The sequence below is a fragment of the Citrobacter sp. CK194 genome, assembly GCF_030333395.1.
In the GTDB taxonomy this organism is placed as follows: domain Bacteria; phylum Pseudomonadota; class Gammaproteobacteria; order Enterobacterales; family Enterobacteriaceae; genus Citrobacter_B; species Citrobacter_B koseri.
Window position 1 is genome coordinate 17,206 of the sequence record NZ_JAOWGA010000019.1, and the last position, 21,787, is coordinate 38,992.

19 protein-coding genes and 2 pseudogenes are annotated in these 21,787 nt (G+C 54.7%); 16 read left to right on the top strand and 5 right to left on the bottom strand.

Going from position 1 to position 21,787, the window contains the following annotated elements; translation table 11 throughout:
* The first annotated feature begins 157 nt into the window (after positions 1-157).
* The 7 genes from lepA (at position 158) to acpS (ending at position 6,623) form a co-directional block, all read left to right on the top strand.
* Positions 158-1,957, top strand: coding sequence for a translation elongation factor 4 (lepA, locus tag OGX80_RS16280; RefSeq protein WP_047461945.1), 1,800 nt, complete (start codon positions 158-160; stop codon positions 1,955-1,957).
* Between the two features lie 15 nt (positions 1,958-1,972).
* Positions 1,973-2,947: a signal peptidase I gene (gene lepB, locus OGX80_RS16285; RefSeq protein ID WP_012131213.1), complete on the top strand. Its 975-nt coding sequence runs from the start codon at positions 1,973-1,975 to the stop codon at positions 2,945-2,947.
* A gap of 221 nt (positions 2,948-3,168) precedes the next feature.
* The gene (rnc, locus tag OGX80_RS16290) at positions 3,169-3,849 is read left to right on the top strand and encodes a ribonuclease III (RefSeq protein WP_024130107.1); all 681 of its coding nucleotides are present in this window, start codon (positions 3,169-3,171) and stop codon (positions 3,847-3,849) included.
* Positions 3,846-4,751: a GTPase Era gene (gene era, locus OGX80_RS16295; protein ID WP_012131214.1), complete on the top strand. Its 906-nt coding sequence runs from the start codon at positions 3,846-3,848 to the stop codon at positions 4,749-4,751. Before rnc ends, era begins: the two co-directional genes overlap by 4 nt.
* Positions 4,752-4,762: 11 nt before the next feature.
* Positions 4,763-5,500: a DNA repair protein RecO gene (gene recO, locus OGX80_RS16300; protein ID WP_024130108.1), complete on the top strand. Its 738-nt coding sequence runs from the start codon at positions 4,763-4,765 to the stop codon at positions 5,498-5,500.
* Between the two features lie 11 nt (positions 5,501-5,511).
* A complete protein-coding gene (gene pdxJ / locus OGX80_RS16305; protein WP_115181274.1) occupies positions 5,512-6,243 on the top strand; it encodes a pyridoxine 5'-phosphate synthase in 732 nt (243 codons plus the stop codon).
* Positions 6,243-6,623, top strand: coding sequence for a holo-ACP synthase (gene acpS, locus OGX80_RS16310; RefSeq protein ID WP_115181275.1), 381 nt, complete (start codon positions 6,243-6,245; stop codon positions 6,621-6,623). Before pdxJ ends, acpS begins: the two co-directional genes overlap by 1 nt.
* Before the next feature lie 71 nt (positions 6,624-6,694).
* On the opposite strand, the gene yfhL is transcribed toward acpS, so the two are convergent.
* Entirely contained in the window at positions 6,695-6,955 is a 261-nt protein-coding gene (yfhL, locus tag OGX80_RS16315; protein WP_012131218.1) for a 4Fe-4S dicluster ferredoxin YfhL, read from the bottom strand.
* Between the two features lie 55 nt (positions 6,956-7,010).
* Positions 7,011-7,859, bottom strand: coding sequence for a MurR/RpiR family transcriptional regulator (locus OGX80_RS16320; RefSeq protein ID WP_012131219.1), 849 nt, complete (start codon positions 7,857-7,859; stop codon positions 7,011-7,013).
* Between the two features lie 115 nt (positions 7,860-7,974).
* Between OGX80_RS16320 and murQ the strand changes: the two genes are divergently transcribed.
* From murQ to tadA, 4 genes and pseudogenes are all read left to right on the top strand, one after another.
* A complete protein-coding gene (murQ, locus tag OGX80_RS16325; protein ID WP_115181276.1) occupies positions 7,975-8,868 on the top strand; it encodes an N-acetylmuramic acid 6-phosphate etherase in 894 nt (297 codons plus the stop codon).
* Between the two features lies 1 nt (position 8,869).
* A pseudogene (locus tag OGX80_RS16330) lies at positions 8,870-8,971 on the top strand (PTS transporter subunit EIIC); the annotation flags it as partial.
* Between the two features lie 3 nt (positions 8,972-8,974).
* On the top strand, positions 8,975-9,610 hold the full coding sequence (gene yfhb, locus OGX80_RS16335) for a phosphatidylglycerophosphatase C (protein ID WP_012131221.1): 636 nt from the start codon (positions 8,975-8,977) through the stop codon (positions 9,608-9,610).
* Positions 9,611-9,627: 17 nt separating this feature from the next.
* On the top strand, positions 9,628-10,170 hold the full coding sequence (tadA, locus tag OGX80_RS16340) for a tRNA adenosine(34) deaminase TadA (protein WP_012131222.1): 543 nt from the start codon (positions 9,628-9,630) through the stop codon (positions 10,168-10,170).
* 33 nt (positions 10,171-10,203) lie between these two features.
* Here the strand turns inward: tadA and mltF are convergent, their stop codons facing one another.
* Complete coding sequence (gene mltF / locus OGX80_RS16345) at positions 10,204-11,751, bottom strand: membrane-bound lytic murein transglycosylase MltF (RefSeq protein WP_115181277.1); 1,548 nt, start codon at positions 11,749-11,751, stop codon at positions 10,204-10,206.
* 267 nt (positions 11,752-12,018) lie between these two features.
* On the opposite strand from mltF, the gene purL reads away from it, so the two are divergent.
* The 5 genes from purL (at position 12,019) to glnB (ending at position 20,461) form a co-directional block, all read left to right on the top strand.
* Entirely contained in the window at positions 12,019-15,906 is a 3,888-nt protein-coding gene (gene purL / locus OGX80_RS16350; protein ID WP_115181278.1) for a phosphoribosylformylglycinamidine synthase, read from the top strand.
* Positions 15,907-16,514: 608 nt separating this feature from the next.
* On the top strand, positions 16,515-17,945 hold the full coding sequence (gene qseE, locus OGX80_RS16355) for a two component system sensor histidine kinase QseE/GlrK (RefSeq protein WP_047461964.1): 1,431 nt from the start codon (positions 16,515-16,517) through the stop codon (positions 17,943-17,945).
* A gap of 23 nt (positions 17,946-17,968) precedes the next feature.
* Positions 17,969-18,712 (top strand): two-component system QseEF-associated lipoprotein QseG, encoded by a 744-nt coding sequence (gene qseG, locus OGX80_RS16360; protein ID WP_071258081.1) that lies wholly within the window; start codon positions 17,969-17,971, stop codon positions 18,710-18,712.
* Positions 18,712-20,046 carry a two-component system response regulator GlrR gene (glrR, locus tag OGX80_RS16365; protein WP_024130114.1) on the top strand — a complete coding sequence of 445 codons (1,335 nt, stop codon included), beginning with the start codon at positions 18,712-18,714 and terminating at the stop codon, positions 20,044-20,046. The genes qseG and glrR overlap by 1 nt, the downstream gene beginning before the upstream one ends.
* A gap of 76 nt (positions 20,047-20,122) precedes the next feature.
* Complete coding sequence (gene glnB, locus OGX80_RS16370; protein WP_002914032.1) at positions 20,123-20,461, top strand: nitrogen regulatory protein P-II; 339 nt, start codon at positions 20,123-20,125, stop codon at positions 20,459-20,461.
* Here the strand turns inward: glnB and OGX80_RS22435 are convergent.
* Positions 20,458-20,553 (bottom strand): annotated as a pseudogene (locus OGX80_RS22435) (hypothetical protein); the annotation flags it as partial. The gene glnB and the pseudogene OGX80_RS22435 overlap by 4 nt on opposite strands.
* Before the next feature lie 4 nt (positions 20,554-20,557).
* Positions 20,558-21,748: an NO-inducible flavohemoprotein gene (gene hmpA, locus OGX80_RS16375; protein ID WP_012131231.1), complete on the bottom strand. Its 1,191-nt coding sequence runs from the start codon at positions 21,746-21,748 to the stop codon at positions 20,558-20,560.
* Between the last annotated feature and the right edge of the window lie 39 nt (positions 21,749-21,787).

The following is a 21,787-nucleotide window of genomic DNA, read 5'->3' on the forward strand; positions in this document are numbered from 1 at the left end:
TGCCGTTTCCGGTTCCCGCTATCCTTGCTGTATGAACATTTCCTCGCCTCAGTGTTGTAGTGTAGAATGCGGCGTTTCAGTTAAACAGACGTTAAGCTCAGAACAGCGACTTCTAAGAGCCTGCTCAGGCAGGCGTAAGGCACAATAATTACTCTATATGAAGAACATACGTAACTTTTCGATCATTGCTCATATTGACCACGGTAAATCGACGCTGTCTGACCGCATTATCCAGATCTGCGGTGGCCTGTCTGACCGTGAAATGGAAGCGCAGGTTCTCGACTCAATGGATCTTGAGCGTGAGCGCGGTATTACTATCAAAGCGCAAAGCGTGACGCTGGATTACAAAGCGGCTGATGGTGAAACCTATCAACTGAACTTTATCGACACCCCAGGCCACGTTGACTTCTCATATGAAGTTTCCCGCTCACTGGCGGCGTGTGAAGGCGCACTGCTGGTGGTTGACGCCGGGCAGGGCGTCGAAGCGCAAACGCTGGCGAACTGCTATACCGCGATGGAAATGGATCTCGAAGTGGTGCCGGTTCTGAACAAGATTGACCTGCCAGCCGCCGATCCTGAGCGTGTGGCTGAAGAGATCGAAGACATTGTTGGCATTGATGCGACCGATGCCGTTCGCTGCTCGGCAAAAACCGGCGTAGGCGTACAGGATGTGCTGGAACGCCTGGTGCGCGATATCCCGCCGCCGGAAGGCGATCCAGAAGGCCCGCTGCAAGCGCTGATTATCGACTCCTGGTTCGATAACTACCTCGGCGTAGTGTCGCTGGTGCGTATTAAAAACGGCACCATGCGTAAAGGCGACAAAGTCAAAGTGATGAGCACCGGGCAGGTTTATAACGCTGACCGTCTGGGGATCTTCACGCCGAAGCAGATTGACCGTACTGAACTGAAGTGCGGCGAGGTAGGCTGGCTGGTTTGCGCAATTAAAGACATTCATGGCGCCCCGGTTGGCGATACATTAACGCTGGCGCGTAACCCGGCAGAGAAAGCGCTGCCGGGCTTCAAAAAAGTGAAGCCGCAGGTATACGCCGGTCTGTTCCCGGTGAGTTCTGATGACTATGAGAACTTCAGGGATGCGCTCGGCAAGCTGAGCCTGAACGACGCCTCTCTGTTCTACGAGCCGGAAAGTTCAACCGCGCTGGGCTTCGGCTTCCGCTGTGGCTTCCTGGGTCTGCTGCACATGGAGATCATTCAGGAGCGTCTGGAACGTGAATACGATCTGGATCTGATCACCACCGCGCCGACCGTTGTGTACGAAGTGGAAACTACGGCGAAAGAGATTATCTATGTCGATAGCCCGTCCAAGCTGCCGCCGCTGAATAACATCTATGAACTGCGCGAGCCGATTGCTGAGTGTCATATGCTGCTGCCTCAGGCATACCTGGGCAACGTCATTACGCTGTGTGTCGAGAAGCGCGGCGTCCAGACCAACATGGTATACCACGGTAACCAGGTGGCGCTGACTTATGAAATCCCGATGGCGGAAGTGGTGCTCGATTTCTTCGACCGCCTGAAATCAACGTCTCGTGGTTATGCGTCGCTGGATTATAACTTCAAGCGCTTCCAGGCGTCCGATATGGTGCGCGTCGACGTGCTGATCAACAACGAACGTGTCGATGCGCTGGCGCTGATCACTCACCGTGGTAATTCGCAGAGCCGTGGCCGTGAGCTGGTGGAGAAGATGAAAGAGCTGATCCCTCGTCAGCAGTTCGACATTGCGATTCAGGCGGCGATTGGTACGCACATTATTGCGCGTTCTACCGTGAAGCAGTTGCGTAAAAACGTTCTGGCCAAGTGTTACGGCGGTGATATCAGCCGTAAGAAAAAGCTGCTACAGAAACAGAAAGAAGGTAAGAAGCGAATGAAGCAGATCGGTAACGTCGAACTGCCTCAGGAAGCGTTCCTCGCCATTCTGCATGTCGGTAAAGACAGCAAATAATCCTAAGGAGTTGGCATGGCGAATATGTTTGCCCTGATTCTGGTGATTGCCACACTGGTGACGGGCATTTTATGGTGCGTTGATAAATTTATCTTCGCGCCAAAACGTCGGGAACGTCAGGCAGCGGCACAGGCCGCTGCGGGTGATTCACTGGATAAAGCCACGTTGAAAAAAGTGGCGCCTAAGCCGGGCTGGCTGGAAACAGGGGCCTCGGTTTTTCCGGTACTGGCGATTGTGCTGGTGGTGCGTTCATTTATCTATGAACCTTTCCAGATCCCGTCGGGTTCGATGATGCCGACGCTGTTAATCGGTGACTTTATTCTGGTGGAGAAATTCGCCTATGGAATTAAAGATCCGATTTACCAGAAAACGTTGATTGAAACGGGTCATCCGAAACGCGGTGATATCGTGGTCTTTAAATACCCGGAAGATCCGCGCCTGGACTACATTAAACGCGCTGTCGGCCTGCCGGGTGACAAAGTGACGTACGATCCGGTAGCCAAAGAGGTTACTGTACAGCCAGGATGCCGTTCCGGTCAGGCGTGTGAAAACGCGCTGCCGGTGACTTACTCTGACGTTCAACCCAGCGATTTCGTGCAGACCTTTGCCCGACGTAATGGGGGAGAAGCCAGCAGTGGGTTCTTTGAAGTGCCGTTAAACGAAACGAAAGATAACGGCATTCGTCTGGCGGAGCGCAAAGAGACACTGGGTGACGTAACCCACCGTATTCTGACCGTACCGATCGCACAGGATCAGGCGGGGATGTATTACCGTCAGCCAGGGCAGCAACTGGCGACCTGGATCGTACCGCCAGGACAATACTTCATGATGGGTGATAACCGCGATAACAGCGCGGACAGCCGTTACTGGGGATTTGTACCGGAAGCGAATCTGGTTGGTAAAGCGACCGCGATCTGGATGAGTTTCGACAAACAGGAAGGTGAATGGCCGACCGGCGTACGCTTAAGCCGTATTGGTGGGATCCATTAATTTCTGATAATCGTTCATGTTGTCGTCATTGCGGCGACAACATGAATTATTTATTGGATAAATCTCCGCAGACTAACGACATCCCCTGTCGTTGTGTATAGAATATTCCCCCGAAGTTTTAGGTTGGCGCCGTCAGGTTGCCACGGCACACTAAACAGCGTTGGTTTCCTCAGGTCTGTTTCGTGTGCTGAATTGTTGACGCATTCATTTATTGGTATCGCATGAACCCCATCGTAATTAATCGGCTTCAACGGAAGCTGGGCTACACTTTTACTCATCAGGAGCTGTTGCAGCAGGCATTAACCCACCGCAGCGCCAGCAGTAAACACAATGAGCGTTTAGAATTTTTAGGCGACTCGATTTTGAGCTTTGTTATCGCCAACGCGCTTTATCACCGCTTCCCGCGTGTGGACGAAGGTGATATGAGCCGTATGCGCGCCACGCTGGTGCGCGGCAATACGCTGGCGGAATTGGCCCGTGAATTTGATCTGGGTGAATGCCTACGTTTAGGGCCAGGTGAACTGAAAAGCGGCGGCTACCGTCGTGAATCTATTCTGGCGGATACCGTAGAAGCGTTAATCGGCGGCGTTTTTCTCGACAGCGATATCCAAACCGTCGAGAAGTTGATCCTTAACTGGTATCAAACGCGCCTGAATGAAATCAGCCCGGGCGATAAACAAAAAGATCCGAAAACGCGTTTGCAGGAATATTTGCAGGGTCGTCATCTCCCGCTGCCGTCTTATCTGGTGGTGCAGGTGCGCGGCGAAGCACACGATCAGGAATTTACTATCCACTGCCAGGTCAGCGGCCTGAGTGAACCGGTGGTTGGCACGGGTTCGAGCCGTCGTAAGGCGGAGCAGGCTGCCGCCGAACAGGCGCTGAAAAAACTGGAGCTGGAATGAGCGAAGATAAAAGCTATTGCGGATTTATTGCCATCGTCGGACGTCCGAACGTAGGCAAATCCACCCTGTTGAACAAGCTGCTCGGACAGAAGATCTCGATCACGTCCCGTAAAGCACAGACCACGCGTCACCGTATCGTCGGTATCCATACCGAAGGGGCGTACCAGGCTATCTATGTTGATACGCCGGGGCTGCATATGGAAGAAAAACGCGCCATCAACCGCCTGATGAACAAGGCGGCAAGCAGCTCGATTGGCGACGTTGAGCTGGTCATTTTTGTCGTGGAAGGCACCCGCTGGACGCCGGACGACGAGATGGTGCTGAATAAACTGCGCGACGGTAAAGCGCCGGTCATTCTGGCCGTTAACAAAGTGGATAATGTACAGGAAAAAGCCGATCTGCTGCCGCATCTGCAATTCCTGGCAAGCCAGATGAATTTCCTCGATATCGTGCCTGTTTCTGCGGAAACTGGCATGAACGTGGATACCATCGCTGGTATCGTGCGTAAACACCTGCCGGAAGCGACTCATCACTTCCCGGAAGATTACATCACCGATCGTTCACAGCGCTTTATGGCGTCTGAAATCATCCGTGAAAAACTGATGCGTTTCCTCGGTGCCGAACTGCCGTATTCCGTAACCGTTGAGATTGAACGTTTCGTTTCTAACGAACGCGGCGGTTACGATATTAACGGCCTGATCCTCGTTGAGCGCGAAGGGCAGAAGAAGATGGTCATTGGCAACAAAGGGGCCAAAATCAAGACCATCGGTATCGAAGCGCGAAAAGACATGCAGGAAATGTTCGAAGCGCCTGTACACCTGGAACTGTGGGTGAAAGTGAAATCCGGCTGGGCCGATGACGAGCGTGCGCTGCGCAGTCTCGGTTATGTAGACGACCTCTGAGTTAGCACTACGTGGAAGGCTGGCAGAGAGCTTTCGTCCTGCATAGTCGCCCCTGGAGCGAAACCAGCCTGATGCTGGACGTCTTCACGGAAGAGTCGGGACGCGTGCGTCTGGTTGCCAAAGGCGCACGCTCTAAACGTTCCAGTCTGAAAGGCGCATTACAACCTTTTACGCCACTGTTGCTCCGCTTTGGCGGGCGCGGCGAGGTGAAAACCTTACGCAGCGCTGAAGCGGTCTCTCTGGCGCTCCCCTTAAGCGGTATCACGCTTTATAGCGGTTTGTACATCAACGAACTGCTTTCCCGCGTTCTGGAATATGAAACGCGCTTCTCTGAACTCTTTTTTGATTACCTGAACTGTATTCAGTCGCTGGCTGGCGCGACCGGTTCGCCCGAACCTGCGCTTCGCCGTTTCGAGCTCGCCCTGCTGGGGCATCTGGGCTACGGCGTGGATTTTCTGCATTGCGCAGGGAGTGGCGAGACGGTCGATGACACCATGACCTACCGCTATCGCGAAGAGAAGGGATTCATGGCCAGCGTGGTCATTGATAACAGCACCTTTACCGGGCGGCATCTGAAAGCGCTGGATGCACGAGAATTTCCTGATGTTGATACGTTGCGCGCGGCGAAACGCTTTACCCGCATGGCGCTAAAGCCGTATCTTGGTGGTAAGCCGTTAAAAAGCCGGGAACTGTTTCGACAATTTATGCCGAAACGGCCAGGGCGGGCAGAAAATACGAATAATGATTAACGAGGATTGTCATGGCTGAATTACTGTTAGGCGTCAACATTGACCATATTGCCACTTTACGTAATGCGCGTGGTACTGCTTACCCTGACCCGGTACAGGCGGCGTTTATCGCCGAGCAGGCGGGGGCGGATGGTATAACCGTACACCTGCGCGAGGATCGTCGCCATATTACCGACCGTGATGTACGCATTTTGCGCCAGACGCTGGATACGCGTATGAATCTGGAAATGGCGGTGACTGAAGAGATGCTGGCGATTGCCGTTGAGACGAAGCCGCATTTTTGCTGCCTGGTGCCGGAAAAACGTCAGGAAGTGACCACCGAAGGCGGGCTGGACGTCGCGGGTCAGCGTGACAAAATGCGTGATGCCTGCAAACGGCTGGCAGATGCAGGCATTCTGGTATCGTTGTTCATTGATGCCGATGAAGAACAGATTAAAGCCGCTGCGGACGTTGGCGCACCGTACATTGAAATCCACACCGGTTGTTATGCGGATGCTAAAACGGATGCTAAGCAAGCGCAGGAACTGGCGCGCATCGCCAAAGCGGCGACGTTTGCGGCAAGCCTGGGGCTGAAAGTGAACGCCGGTCATGGCCTGACCTATCACAATGTGCAGGCCATTGCCGCGCTGCCGGAAATGCATGAACTGAACATCGGTCATGCCATTATTGGGCGGGCGGTCATGAGCGGCCTGAAAGAGGCGGTCGCCGAGATGAAACGCCTGATGCTGGAAGCGCGCGGCTAATGGCGATTCTGGGGTTAGGCACGGATATTGTGGAGATCGCCCGCATTGAGGCGGTGATCTCCCGTTCTGGAGAGCGCCTGGCAAGACGCGTGCTTAGCGACAACGAATGGACTATCTGGGAGACGCATCAGCAACCGGTGCGTTTTCTCGCCAAGCGTTTCGCGGTAAAAGAGGCGGCGGCAAAAGCGTTCGGCACCGGCATTCGCAACGGGCTGGCGTTCGATCAGTTTGAAGTGTTTAACGATGAGCTGGGTAAACCGCGTTTGCGTTTGTGGGGCGAGGCGTTGAAACTGGCGGAGAGGCTGGGCGTGGCGCATATGCATGTGACATTAGCGGATGAACGTCATTACGCCTGTGCGACGGTGATCATCGAAAGCTAGATTCGGGACTTTGTAGGCCGGATAAGGCGTTTACGTCGCCATCCGGCCTGGCGTCATTCCATCAGGGAGAATTACAGCTTATCCGCGTGATGCATCAGAACAAACTTATCCCACAGCTGTTCTTCCGTTTCGACATGCGCCGGGTCTTTGAGAATGGTATTGGGGATCGGGCACACCTTCTGGCAGGTCGGTGTTTCGTAATGGCCCACGCATTCGGTGCATTTGTCGCTGTTAATCTCGTAAATGCTGTCGCCCATTGAAATCGCCTCATTCGGGCATTCAGGCTCGCACATATCGCAATTGATACACTTTTTAGTGATTAACAGGGCCATCAGGAAACTCTCAAAACATCACAAACCGGGCGGGCATTATACGCGCATTCTTTGCTCAGACCAGTTTTTTTACCAGGGCCTCACTGTGGCGAATACGCTCCGGCGCGCGTCCCAAATCCTGCTGTACCAGCGCCATAAAGAGCAAATCCGTCAACATCGTCTGCGCATGCGTAGAGGAGATTGCGGCGCTGCGCGTGGCCTGCTCTTCGGCGATCGTATACAGGCAACGGGTGGCGCGTTGTTGCAGGGCATTCGGTGTAAAGCCGGTGATCGCCAGAACCTTTCCCCCCACCCGCAACGTTTCATCCGCCGCCATATTCAATTCTCTGCGCTCGCCGCTATAGGAGATAGCCAGCAGGAGATCGTCCGGCGCCAGCGCCTGCACGGTGGCTAACAGCGCATGCATATCGTGTTCGGCGACGACATTGAATCCTATCTTCATCAGCTTCCAGGCGAAGTTCTGCGCCACCAGGCCCGATGTGCCAATACCGGTTATGACAACACGCCGGGCATTGCGCAGCATCATGACGCTTTCGAACAATTTCTCTTCGCTGTTAACATCGAGCGTTGCGTGCATTGCGGCGACATTTTCCTCGATCAATTTTTCGCCGACAAGTCGCATCGGATCGTCGCCTCTGATCTGGTTATGTACCGGAATAGAGTGAGGATTTGGATTGCTGGCCAGCGCTTCGCTGATCGCCAGCTTCAGTGCCGGAAAGCCTTTGAAGCCCAGTTTCTGCGCGAATTTTACCACGCTGGACTGACTAACGCCCGCCTCAACGGCAAGCTGTTGTGAGCTGAGATGCCGTGTATCATCCGGCTGAGCAAGAATATAATCAGCAAGCTTTTTATCGCTTTGTGCGAGGTCCGGATAACGCTGACGTATACGAATCAAACAGTTCATGAGGACTCCTGGCGAAAAACATGACGGGGATCATAAAAAGATTTTCCCTCGCCCGAAAGAATATAATATTCCATTATTATAGTTATTATGAATTAAAAATTCCTAAGGAACAAAAATGAATCTCGGCTCGTTAGTTTCAGAAACCCGCAATCCACAGACTATGGATCTTGACGCACTCCCTACGCTTGAGCTGGTTCATCGTTTTAATCAACAGGATACGCTTGTAGCGCAAGCAGTAAAAGAGACGCTGCCAGACGTTGCCCGCGCGGTAGATGCCGCCGCCGCCGCCTTAAAGGCGGGAGGGCGCATTATTTATATGGGCGCAGGCACCAGCGGACGCCTTGGCGTTCTGGACGCCTCCGAATGCCCACCGACGTTTGGCGTACCGCACGGGCTGGTGATCGGGTTGATTGCCGGCGGGCCTGGCGCGCTGCTGAAAGCGGTGGAAGGCGCGGAAGACAGTCAGCAGTTAGGGGAGGACGATCTCCGGGCGCTTAACGTGACCGCGCAGGATCTGGTTGTCGGGCTGGCGGCGTCCGGTCGTACGCCGTACGTCATTGGCGGGTTGAAATACGCGCGTCAGGTGGGCTGCGTCACGGTGGCTATCTCCTGTAATCCCGATTCTCCCATCGCGCATGAAGCTGACATCGCCATTTCGCCGGTCGTTGGGCCGGAGGCGCTAACCGGTTCGACGCGACTGAAATCCGGTACTGCGCAAAAACTGGTGCTCAATATGATCTCCACCGGGGCGATGGTGAAGTTCGGCAAGGTGTACCAGAACCTGATGGTGGACATGAAAGCCACCAACGTTAAGCTCGTCGACAGAGCGTGCCGGATGGTGGTTGAGGCTACCGGGATTATGCGTGAAGAGGCCGAAGCGCTGCTTAAGCAGACAGATTTCGAGGTTAAACCGGCCATTCTGATGGCGCTTACCGGGCTGAATGCCGAAGACGCAAGGGCGAAATTGTCCGCTCACCAGGGATTTCTACGGGCGGCGTTAGAACGCTAACGTTACCGGAAAATTGAGGTTCTATCTGTTAGTCTATCTGGTAACGATTATCGCCGGGTTTCGGTTGACCCGGCTATTGGGCTTCAACAATCCAGAGGAGTAGGGTTTGGTTAATCACGAGCGTCGTGTCGTATTTTTTGATTTGGACGGTACGTTGCACCAGCAGGATATGTTTGGCAGTTTCCTGCGTTATCTGTTGCGTCGCCAGCCGCTGAATGCGTTGCTCGTGCTGCCGTTATTGCCGGTTATCGGGATTGGCTTGTTGATTAAAGGTCGGGCGGCGCGTTGGCCGATGAGCCTGCTGTTATGGGGTTGTACCTTCGGTCACAGTGAAGCGCGGCTCAAGGCGCATCAGGCGGATTTCGTTCGCTGGTTTCGCGATAACGTCACGGCGTTTCCGGTTGTTCAGGAGCGCCTGACGACCTATCTGTTAAGCTCTGACGCTGATATCTGGCTGATTACCGGCTCTCCGCAATCGCTGGTGGAACAGGTCTATTTCGATACGCTCTGGCTGCCGCGCGTGAACCTGATCGCCAGCCAGATGCGGCGTGGCTACGGCGGCTGGCTGCTGACTATGCGCTGTCTGGGGCACGAGAAGGTCGCCCAACTGGAACGCCAGATTGGTGCGCCGTTACGTCTGTACAGCGGCTACAGCGACAGTAAGCAGGATAACCCGCTTCTCTATTTTTGCCAGCATCGCTGGCGCGTCACGCCGCGAGGGGAGCTCCAGCAACTCGAATAGAGTTAACGATAGCGCCCATGTATAATGCGCCCGCTTTTATTACCGGAGTGTCTCCTTTGTCTGATGTTGAATTTAGCCACGAATACTGGATGCGTCATGCGTTGACGCTGGCGAAACGCGCCTGGGATGAGCGTGAAGTGCCGGTTGGCGCGGTATTGGTGCATAACAATCGCGTCATTGGCGAAGGCTGGAACCGTCCGATAGGTCATCATGATCCCACTGCGCACGCTGAAATCATGGCGCTACGTCAGGGCGGGCTGGTGCTTCAGAACTACCGTTTGCTGGATACCACGCTTTACGTGACGCTGGAGCCGTGCGTGATGTGCGCGGGAGCAATGGTACACAGCCGCATTGGTCGGGTGGTATTTGGCGCTCGCGACGCGAAAACCGGCGCGGCAGGGTCGCTGATGGACGTATTGCATCATCCGGGCATGAACCACCGCGTAGAGATCACCGAAGGTGTGTTACGCGATGAGTGCGCAGCGCTGCTCAGTGATTTCTTCCGCATGCGTCGCCAGGAGATCAAAGCGCTAAAAAAATCTTCGCAAGAATCGTTGTAGGGCGGCCACGCGAAAGCGTCCAGCCCTGTGAGATTAGTTTTCGTCTTTCTTCTTCAGTGAAAACGGCAAAGAAGGAGAGTGTGACAGGTAGTTCGATGACGGCTGCGATAAGAAAGAAGAGAAAGGAAATGTCTCCGTATCAAACTCGGCCGGAGACACTGCCGGGTAATCCTGCGCCAGCTTTATCGCTTCTGCCGCCTGCTTCTCTTTTTCTTGCAGGTAGCCGACCAGGCTAATCTGATACTTCCGAATATTTTCCACATAAGCGTAGGCTTCATGCCCGCGCGCATAGCCGTACGTCAGCTTGCTGTAATATTGTTTCTGGCTGAGCAGCGGCAGCCGTTGTTTTACATCGGCCCAGCTATCCGGGTTGCCCCTGGTTTTGACCGTCAATGCACGGGCGTCAAGCATATGCGCATAGCCCATGTTATAGGCGGCGAGCGCAAACCAGATACGCTCCTCTTCCGGCACGGTTTCAGGCACTTTGCCCATCATATCCTGGATATAACGCACACCGCCGCTGATGCTCTGTTCCGCATCGGTACGGTCCGTCAGCCCCAGACTTTGCGCGGTGTTTTTGGTGAGCATCATCAGACCGCGAACGCCCGTCGGGGAGGTGGCCAGCGGGTCCCAGTGTGACTCCTGATAGGAAATTGCGGCCAGCAGGCGCCAGTCTATCTCCTGCGCATATTTTTCAAACAACGGCTGGAGATCGGGCAATACGCCGTCCACGGCCCGCAGGAAGGTGCGGGTATCGACATAATCAAAATCGTCGCCGTGCCCCAGATACTTCTCTTCCATACGCGCCAGTGAGCCGTCTTCATTAATAGCGTTGAAGAAATCGAGCAGCGCAGCGGAAAGCGTGTTGTCATCGTCCAGTTGGCTAAACCAGGTGACAGGCTGCTCATCGGTGACATCCAGCGCGACGGCCAGTTCAGGATGTACGCGCTGGAACAGGCTGATCGCGACAGAATCGGCAATGGTATAGTCCAGATTGCCGCTGATGACTTCGCTGAGCAGCGCCGCCGTTCCTTTTGTGTCGTCGACTTTCCAGCTCAGATCGGGAAATTTTGTCTCTTTCAGCGCCTGCAAGTCATTTACCACGACATGCCCAGGCGCGATAGAGAGCTGGCTTTCATTCACCGTGGCCAGCGTGCGAGGCCGGTATTGTCCTACCCGGTAAACCAGCTGTTGCGAAACGGAATAGTAGGTCGGGCCGGGTTGATAATTCTTCACGCGCTCGCTGTTGTAAACCAGTCCTGCCGCCAGCAGATCGGCGTTGCCGTTATCTAAATCGTCAAATAGCTGGCTGATATTCTGGCGTACGGTAATTTTCAGCTTTACGCCAAGATAGCTGGCGAACTGCTGCGCCAGTTCGTAATCCAGACCGTATTTTTTTCCGTTAATGCGGGCGTAAGTCAGCGGCGACTCTATTGTCGAGACGCGTAACTCTCCCCGCGATTGGATCGCGGCGATACGATTGTCGGCTTTGCCGAACCAGGGGATTGATGGCCAGAGGGCCGCTGCCAGCAGCAGAGTCAATATGCCGATGAACAGATAATTAATCTTTAATTTTTTCAATTAGTTAATTCTCTGAATCGTGCGTAATCTCAGCCTGCTAATGTCATTTTGGTGGGTTAAAATCATCATGAATGTGCGGCATTTTGCGCAACAATGCGCCAGTTGGCAACTAATTAGAATGATTGGCCGCACCGTATGATAAGAAAAGGCGGCGATTTTATTTCGACGCAAACGGTTTCGTCGGGGCGTCAGATTCTTTATAATGTCGCCCGTTTCCCCCCTTGCGCACACTTAAAGCGCCTCAGGCGCTTCGAAGACGAGAGACTTATGATGGAAATTCTGCGTGGTTCGCCTGCACTGTCTGCATTCCGTATTAACAAACTGCTGGCGCGTTTTCAGGCGGCCAATCTTCAGGTCCACAATATTTACGCTGAGTATGTCCATTTTGCTGACCTGAGCGCCCCCTTAAACGAGGATGAGCACGCGCAACTTGCACGTTTGCTGAAATATGGGCCGAGCTTAAGCAGCCATACCCCTGAAGGAAAGCTGCTGCTGGTCACGCCGCGTCCTGGCACCATCTCCCCCTGGTCTTCCAAAGCGACTGATATCGCCCATAACTGCGGTCTGCAACAGGTAAGCCGCCTGGAGCGTGGCGTTGCATACTACGTTGAAGCCGCTACGCTCACGGCTGAACAGTGGCAGACGATTGCCGCTGAACTGCACGACCGGATGATGGAGACCGTGTTCTCTTCTTTATCTGATGCGGAAAAACTGTTTGTTCATCACCAGCCTGCGCCGGTTGCCAGTGTGGATCTGCTGGGTGAAGGGCGTCAGGCGCTGACTGACGCCAACCTGCGTCTGGGTCTGGCGCTGGCGGATGACGAAATTGATTACCTGCAAGACGCCTTCACGAAGCTGGGGCGCAATCCGAACGATATCGAACTGTATATGTTCGCGCAGGCAAACTCCGAACACTGTCGCCATAAGATTTTTAACGCTGACTGGGTTATCGACGGGAAACCGCAGCCGAAGTCGTTGTTTAAGATGATCAAAAACACCTTTGAAACCACGCCGGATCATGTGTTGTCTGCCTATAAAGATAACGCGGCGGTGATGGAAGGTTCTGACGTGGGACGCTACTTTGCTGACCACGAGAGCGGTCGCTATGACTTCCACCAGGAGCCTGCGCATATCCTGATGAAGGTGGAAACTCATAACCACCCGACGGCGATCTCGCCGTGGCCGGGCGCGGCGACCGGTTCCGGTGGTGAGATTCGTGATGAAGGCGCAACCGGACGCGGCGCGAAGCCAAAAGCGGGTCTGGTGGGCTTCTCCGTGTCTAACCTGCGTATTCCGGGCTTTGAGCAGCCGTGGGAAGAAGATTTTGGTAAACCAGAGCGTATCGTTACCGCGCTGGACATTATGACCGAAGGCCCGCTGGGCGGCGCGGCGTTTAATAATGAATTTGGTCGCCCGGCGTTGAACGGGTACTTCCGTACTTACGAAGAAAAAGTAAACAGCCACAACGGCGAAGAGCTGCGCGGCTACCACAAGCCGATCATGCTGGCGGGCGGGATCGGCAACATCCGCGCCGATCACGTACAGAAAGGCGAGATCGTCGTTGGCGCGAAGCTGATCGTGCTTGGTGGGCCGGCGATGAACATTGGCCTGGGGGGCGGGGCGGCGTCCTCTATGGCTTCTGGTCAGTCGGATGCGGATCTCGATTTTGCCTCCGTACAGCGTGATAACCCGGAAATGGAACGTCGCTGCCAGGAAGTGATCGACCGCTGCTGGCAGTTAGGCGATGCCAACCCGATCCTGTTTATTCACGACGTTGGGGCCGGCGGTCTCTCCAACGCGATGCCGGAGCTGGTGAGCGACGGCGGGCGCGGTGGTAAATTTGAGCTGCGCGATATCCTCAGCGATGAGCCGGGCATGAGCCCGCTGGAAATCTGGTGTAACGAGTCTCAGGAGCGTTATGTGCTGGCCGTGGCCGCCGACCAGTTGCCGCTGTTTGATGAGTTGTGCAAACGTGAGCGCGCGCCGTATGCGGTGATCGGTGAGGCCACCGAAGAACAGCATCTGTCCTTGAACGATCGTCATTTCGATAATCAACCGATCGATCTGCCGCTGGACGTGCTGCTGGGTAAAACGCCGAAAATGACCCGCGACGTGCAGACGCTGACAGCGAAAGGCGATGCGCTGGATCGTGCTGATATCACGATTGCTGACGCGGTTAAACGGGTTCTGCATCTGCCGACCGTAGCGGAGAAAACATTCCTGGTGACCATCGGCGACCGTACCGTGACCGGTATGGTGGCGCGCGATCAGATGGTCGGCCCGTGGCAGGTGCCGGTGGCGAACTGCGCGGTGACCACCGCCAGCCTCGACAGCTACTACGGCGAAGCGATGTCTATCGGCGAACGTGCGCCGGTAGCGTTGCTGGACTTTGCCGCTTCCGCCCGTCTGGCCGTTGGCGAAGCGCTGACGAACATCGCCGCGACCCAGATTGGCGATATCAAACGCATCAAGCTGTCCGCAAACTGGATGGCGGCGGCCGGTCATCCGGGTGAAGATGCCGGTCTGTATGACGCGGTGAAAGCGGTAGGCGAAGAACTCTGCCCGCAGCTTGGCCTGACGATCCCGGTGGGCAAAGACTCTATGTCGATGAAAACCCGCTGGCAGGAAGGCAACGAGCAGCGCGAAATGACCTCGCCGCTGTCGCTGGTGATTTCCGCGTTTGCCCGCGTGGAAGATGTGCGTCATACCATCACGCCGCAGCTCTCGACCGAAGATAACGCGCTGCTGCTGATCGATTTGGGTCAGGGGCATAACGCGCTGGGCGCAACGGCGCTGGCGCAGGTGTATCGTCAACTGGGCGACAAACCGGCAGACGTGCGCGATGTGGCGCAGTTGAAAGGCTTCTACAATGCGATTCAGGCGCTGGTGGCGCAGCGTAAACTGCTGGCGTATCACGACCGTTCCGATGGCGGCCTGCTGGTCACGCTTGCCGAGATGGCCTTTACCGGTCACTGCGGCATCCAGGTCGATATTGCAACATCTGGCGACGATCGTCTGGCGGTGCTGTTTAACGAAGAGCTTGGCGCAGTGATTCAGGTGCGGGCGGCCGATCGCGAAGCGGTCGAGGTGCTGCTGGCGAAGCATGGTCTGAGTGACTGCGTACACTATTTAGGTCAGGCCGTTTCCGGCGACCGTTTTGTGATTGAATCCAATGGGCAGGTTGTCTTCAGCGAAAGCCGCACCACGCTTCGTACCTGGTGGGCGGAAACGACCTGGCAGATGCAGCGCCTGCGCGACAACCCGGAATGTGCCGATCAGGAACATGACGCAAAAACCAACGATGCCAACCCGGGTCTGAACGTGAAATTGTCGTTCGATATCAATGAAGATATCGCCGCGCCGTATATTGCTACCGGCGCGCGTCCGAAGGTTGCCGTACTGCGCGAACAGGGCGTGAACTCCCACGTTGAGATGGCGGCGGCGTTCCATCGCGCGGGCTTTGACGCGATTGATGTGCATATGAGCGATCTGCTGGCTGGCCGTATTGGGCTGGGTAATTTCCAGGCGCTGGTTGCCTGTGGCGGTTTCTCTTACGGTGACGTGCTGGGCGCGGGTGAAGGCTGGGCGAAATCGATTCTGTTCAACAATCGCGTACGCGACGAGTTCGAAACGTTCTTCCACCGCCCGCAGACGCTGGCGCTTGGCGTATGTAACGGTTGCCAGATGATGTCTAACCTGCGTGAACTGATTCCGGGGAGCGATCTGTGGCCGCGTTTTGTGCGTAACCATTCTGACCGTTTTGAAGCGCGCTTCAGCCTGGTGGAAGTGACCCAAAGCCCGTCTCTGCTGTTGCAGGGAATGGTTGGCTCACAGATGCCTGTCGCGGTGTCCCACGGTGAAGGACGCGTTGAAGTGCGTGACGATGCGCATCTGGCTGGGCTGGAAAGCAAAGGTCTGGTTGCGCTGCGTTATGTCGATAACTTCGGTAAGGTTACGGAAAACTACCCGGCCAACCCGAACGGATCGCCAAATGGCATCACCGCCGTTACCACGGAAAACGGTCGTGCAACCATTATGATGCCGCACCCGGAGCGCGTCTTCCGCACCGTCAGCAACTCCTGGCACCCGGAAAACTGGGGCGAAGACAGCCCGTGGATGCGTATTTTCCGCAATGCGCGTAAGCAGTTAGGTTAATCCGCACGTAAATGGCCCGATAAGCAAAGTACTATCGGGCCTGGACATACGCGTAGGCCGGATAAGGCGAAGCCGCCATCCGGCAAGGAAGCTTCCGTAAGGGAGCTTTTTTTTGCCCTGCCATCAACCATAAAGGTGTCGGGAAATGCCGACATCAGTAGATTGTCTGTGTCGCCAAAAGGAGACATTTAACTCATTGATTTACAAAGATAGCGTAAGGTTTGTTTTTAGGTGTCTCTGAATGGCGACATCTTGCTGAAATTTTGTTCGTTTTATAACGGTGATGATTTCTCTATAAAACCAAATAAAATCATAATGTTAATTATTTGTTTTTAAAGTTGGCACACTTACTGCATAATAGTAACCAGTGGCTCATTCACCTTCTTATGTCAGCCCCTTCGGGAAGCGCTACATAAACTTCGAATGACGCACAACAAGGTGCCTGCCGTCCAACTTCTGATAATAGCGTCGCTTTATCAACCACCGGGCGAAACGTCGAGTTAGGCACCGCCTTATTCCATAACAAAGCCGGGTTAATCCCGGCTTTGTTGTATCTGATGTTCCCCTCGGTTAGCATCCTTGTATCCTTATCCGATGAGAGTAACGCCTTGAAGCGCTGGTCTGTTTTCCCCCGGTCCTTGCGACAACTGGTTATGCTGGCATTTCTGCTGATTCTGTTGCCTTTGTTGGTACTGGCCTGGCAGGCCTGGCAAAGTCTCAACGCGCTCAGCGCCCAGGCGGCGCAGACTAACCGCACCACGCTGATAGATGCCCGGCGTAGCGAAGCGATGACCAACGTGGCGCTGGAGATGGAGCGCAGCTACCGGCAATATTGCGTGCTCGACGACCGTACGCTGGCAAAGGTGTATCAGAGCCAGCGAAAACGCTACAGCGAAATGCTGGACGCGCATGCGGGAGTATTGCCGGACGCTAAACTTTACCAGGCGCTACGCGATGATCTGAACGGTCTTGCACAATTACAGTGTAAAAATAGCGGCCCTGACGCTACCGCCGCCGCGCGGCTGGAAGCTTTTGCCAACGCCAATACGGAAATGGTGCAGGCAACGCGCACGGTGGTGTTCTCGCGCGGGCAGCAGTTACAGCAGGAAATCGCAGAGCGCGGACAATTCTTTGGCTGGCAGGCGCTGGTGCTGTTTCTGGTCAGTCTGGCGATGGTGCTGCTTTTTACAAGGATGATCATTGGGCCGGTGAAAGGGATAGAACGGATGATTAACCGGCTGGGAGAAGGGCGCTCTCTGGGGAATACCGTGTCGTTTACCGGGCCGCGCGAGCTGCGTTCGGTGGGGCAGCGCATTATCTGGTTGAGTGAACGTCTGTCCTGGCTGGAATCCCAACGGCATCAGTTTTTACGTCACCTGTCGCATGAGCTGAAAACGCCGCTGGCCAGTATGCGCGAAGGGACAGAGCTGCTGGCCGATCAGGTCGTGGGGCCATTGACGCCGGAGCAAAAAGAGGTCGTCGGCATTCTGGACGATAGCAGCCGCAACTTACAGAAGTTGATTGAGCAACTGCTTGATTACAACAGGAAACTGGCAGACAGCGCGATTGAGATGGAAACCGTGGAGCTTGAACCGCTGGTGGATATGGTGGTTTCCGCTCACAGTTTGCCTGCGCGCGCTAAAATGATGCATACCGAGGTCAGGCTGGCTATCGACAGCTGTCTGGCTGAGCCGATGCTATTAATGAGCGTGCTGGACAATCTTTATTCCAATGCGGTGCACTATGGCGCTGAATCCGGTAACATTTGTATTCGCAGCAATGTATATGGTTCAAAGGCGCACATTGATGTGATCAATACGGGCACGCCGATCCCGGAAGCGGAAAGGGCCATGATTTTTGAACCCTTTTTCCAGGGAAGCCATCAGCGTAAAGGTGCGGTGAAGGGGAGCGGATTAGGGTTAAGTATCGCCAGGGACTGCATCCGTCGTATGCAGGGGGAACTGTATCTGGTCGATGAGAATGCGCAAGAAGTTTGCTTTCGTATAGAACTGCCGCTATCTGCATCGAAAAACCACTAAAAATGAAGCTAAGCCTGGTGAGTATGCCACACGTTTTTGTTCGAGTTCTGAAGCGATTATTTCCCCGAAGAGGATGGTTAGCGAGTGTGCCTTGCCTGGTGCTGATGGGGTGCGCGCCACATGCCGCGAAGCATGTCGTAAATGATGCGTCGCAGGAAAAAATTCCACCGTATCAGCTGGCGGATTATCTCTCTACCGACTGTACGGATATCTGGTTACTCAAAGGGCCATCGACGGATAACAATCCGCTTTACTGGCTGCGGGCGATTGATTGTGCCGATCGCCTGTTGCCTGTTCAGTCACGCAATGAAGCGCGGGCGCTGGAAGATGGCAGCTGGCAGAACACGTTCAAACGCGGGATTCTGCTGGCGGATGCTAAAATTACGCCCCTTGAACGGCGCGATATGGTCACTCGCCTCGATGCGCTAAGCGCGCAAATTCCCGCTCAGGTGCGCCCGCTTTATCAGCTCTGGCGCGACGGTCAGGCGCTACAGTTACAGCTTGCCGAAGAGCGTCAGCGTTACAGTAAACTCCAGCAAGCGTCGGATAGCGAGCTTGATACGTTGCGTCAGCAGCATCAGCACTTACAGGCGCAGCTCGATCTCACGACGCGCAAGCTGGAGAATCTGACTGATATTGAGCGCCAGCTCTCCACGCGCAAACCCGCAGGCAACTACAATCCTGACGCGACACACGGAAATGATAAACCCGCAGCGCCTGACGACGGCGCATCTTCCGCACTGCCACAAGATGAGGTAACGCCATGATAAGCCGCAAACCGGCACATCTGCTGCTCGTGGACGATGACCCGGGGCTGTTGAAACTGCTGGGGATGCGCCTGACCAGCGAAGGCTACAGCGTCGTGACGGCGGAAAGCGGTCAGGAAGGGCTGCGCGTACTGAATCGCGAAAAAGTGGATTTGGTCATTAGCGATCTGCGAATGGATGAAATGGATGGCATGCAGCTGTTCACGGAAATCCAGAAAGTCCAGCCTGGCATGCCCGTCATCATTTTGACCGCACACGGCTCTATTCCTGATGCCGTGGCGGCGACGCAAAAAGGCGTGTTTAGCTTTCTGACCAAACCGGTCGATAAAGATGCGCTGTATCAGGCCATTGATGACGCGCTTGAACAATCGGCGCCAGCAATGGACGACAGCTGGCGCGAATCAATCGTTACGCGCAGTCCGTTGATGATACGCCTGCTGGAACAGGCGCGGATGGTGGCGCAATCGGATGTCAGCGTGCTGATTAACGGGCAAAGCGGCACCGGGAAAGAGATTTTCGCGCAGGCTATCCATAACGCCAGCCCGCGCAGCAGTAAACCTTTCATCGCCATTAACTGCGGCGCGCTGCCGGAACAGCTACTGGAGTCCGAACTGTTTGGCCACGCGCGCGGGGCGTTTACCGGCGCGGTCAGCAATCGCGAAGGGTTATTTCAGGCGGCGGAAGGCGGCACGCTGTTTCTTGATGAAATCGGCGATATGCCCGCGCCGTTACAGGTTAAGCTGCTGCGCGTTCTGCAAGAGCGCAAAGTCAGACCGCTTGGCAGCAATCGCGATATCGATATTGATGTGCGCATTATCTCCGCAACGCACCGCGATCTGCCTAAGGCGATGGCGCGGGGTGAATTTCGCGAAGACTTATATTACCGTCTGAACGTGGTGAGTCTGAAGATCCCGACGCTGGCGGAGCGTACGGAAGATATTCCGCTGCTGGCGAATCATCTTCTGCGCCAGTCAGCAGAGCGGCATAAACCGTTTGTGCGGGCATTTTCAACGGATGCGATGAAGCGTCTGATGACCGCGAGCTGGCCGGGAAACGTGCGTCAGTTGGTGAACGTTATTGAGCAGTGCGTGGCGTTAACTTCCTCGCCGGTCATCAGCGACGCGCTGGTGGAACAGGCGCTGGAAGGCGAAAATACGGCGCTGCCGACGTTTGTTGAGGCGCGTAATCAGTTTGAGCTTAACTACTTGCGTAAACTGCTGCAAATCACCAAAGGGAATGTCACCCATGCGGCGAGAATGGCAGGACGTAACCGGACGGAATTTTATAAGCTGCTCTCGCGCCATGAGTTGGATGCAAACGATTTCAAAGAGTAGTTTTCATGCCGTAAAGTAGCGTGAATTATGTTACGTTTATCAGATTAAAAGACAGGCGACCTTTTCAAGGAATAGCATGAAAAAGATTGATGCGATTATTAAACCCTTCAAGCTGGACGACGTCCGTGAAGCGCTGGCTGAGGTAGGCATTACCGGTATGACGGTTACTGAAGTGAAAGGCTTTGGGCGTCAGAAAGGCCATACCGAGCTGTACCGTGGCGCGGAATATATGGTGGATTTTCTGCCGAAGGTGAAAATTGAAATCGTGGTGACCGACGATATCGTGGATACCTGCGTTGACACCATTATTCGCACCGCGCAGACGGGGAAAATCGGTGACGGTAAAATTTTCGTCTTTGACGTTGCGCGCGTGATTCGTATTCGTACCGGTGAAGAAGACGACGCGGCAATTTAAGCCGCGTCGTGCTTGCCGGATGGCGGTGTAAACACCTTATCCGGCCTACAAAATCCCGTAGGCCTGATAAGCGCAGCGCCATCAGGCATGACTTAATTACAGCACTTTATGTGGGCCGAAGCATTCGTAATGAATGTTTTCGCTTTTCACGCCCAGCCCTGTCAGCTGCTTCGCAGCAAACTGCATAAAGCCGACCGGACCGCACAGATAAAACTGCATTGCCGGATCGCTGATCGCACTTTCCAGTTTATTTAAATCCATCAGACCTGTGCTGTCGAACGCGCCATTCGCACGATCGGCTTCTGTCGGCTCGCGATACCAGGTATGTGCGGTAAAGCGCGGCAGGGTTTTACCCAGCTCGCTCACTTCATCTGCGAACGCATGCACGTCGCCGTTTTCCGCCGCGTGGAACCAGTTCACCTGCGCGGTGTGGTTGGCTTTGGTCAGCGTATCCAGCATAGCCAGCATCGGAGTCTGGCCGACGCCTGCGGAAATCAGAGAAACAGGCGTATCCGTTGCGACATCCATGAAGAAATCACCTGCCGGAGCGGCTAAGTGGACGATATCGCCGACGCTTGCGTGGTTGTGCAGCCAGCTGGAAACCTGACCGCCATCTTCACGCTTAACTGCGATGCGATAACCTTTACCATCCGGCTTGCGGGTCAGGGAATACTGACGGATCTCCTGATGCGGGAAGCCTTCCGGTTTCAGCCAGACCCCCAGGTATTGACCCGGATGATATTCTGCGACCGGGCCTCCATCGACCGGTTCAAATTCAAAGCTGGTAATCAGGGCGCTGCGCGGCGTTTTCGCGACGATGCGGAACGGACGAGTGCCTTCCCAGCCGCCATTCTTGCTGGCGTTTTCGCTGTAGATTTGCGCTTCGCGATTGATAAAGACATTGGCCAGAACGCCATACGCTTTACCCCAGGCATCCAGCACTTCCTGGCCTGGGCTGAACATTTCGTCCAGCGTTGCCAGCAGGTGGCCGCCAACGATGTTGTACTGTTCTGGTTTGATCTGGAAACTGGTGTGCTTCTGGGCGATTTTTTCTACCGCAGGCAGCAGCGCAGGCAGGTTTTCGATATTGCTGGCATAGGCCGCGATGGCGTTAAACAGCGCTTCACGTTGATCGCCATTTCGCTGGTTACTCATGTTAAAAATTTCTTTGAGTTCAGGGTTGTGGGTAAACATGCGATCGTAGAAATGGGCGGTCAGTTTTGGACCGGTTTCAACCAGCAGGGGAATGGTGGCTTTTACTGTGGCGATGGTTTGAGCGTCAAGCATACTGTCTTCCTTTATCTGAGACTTTAATGATGTATGTCA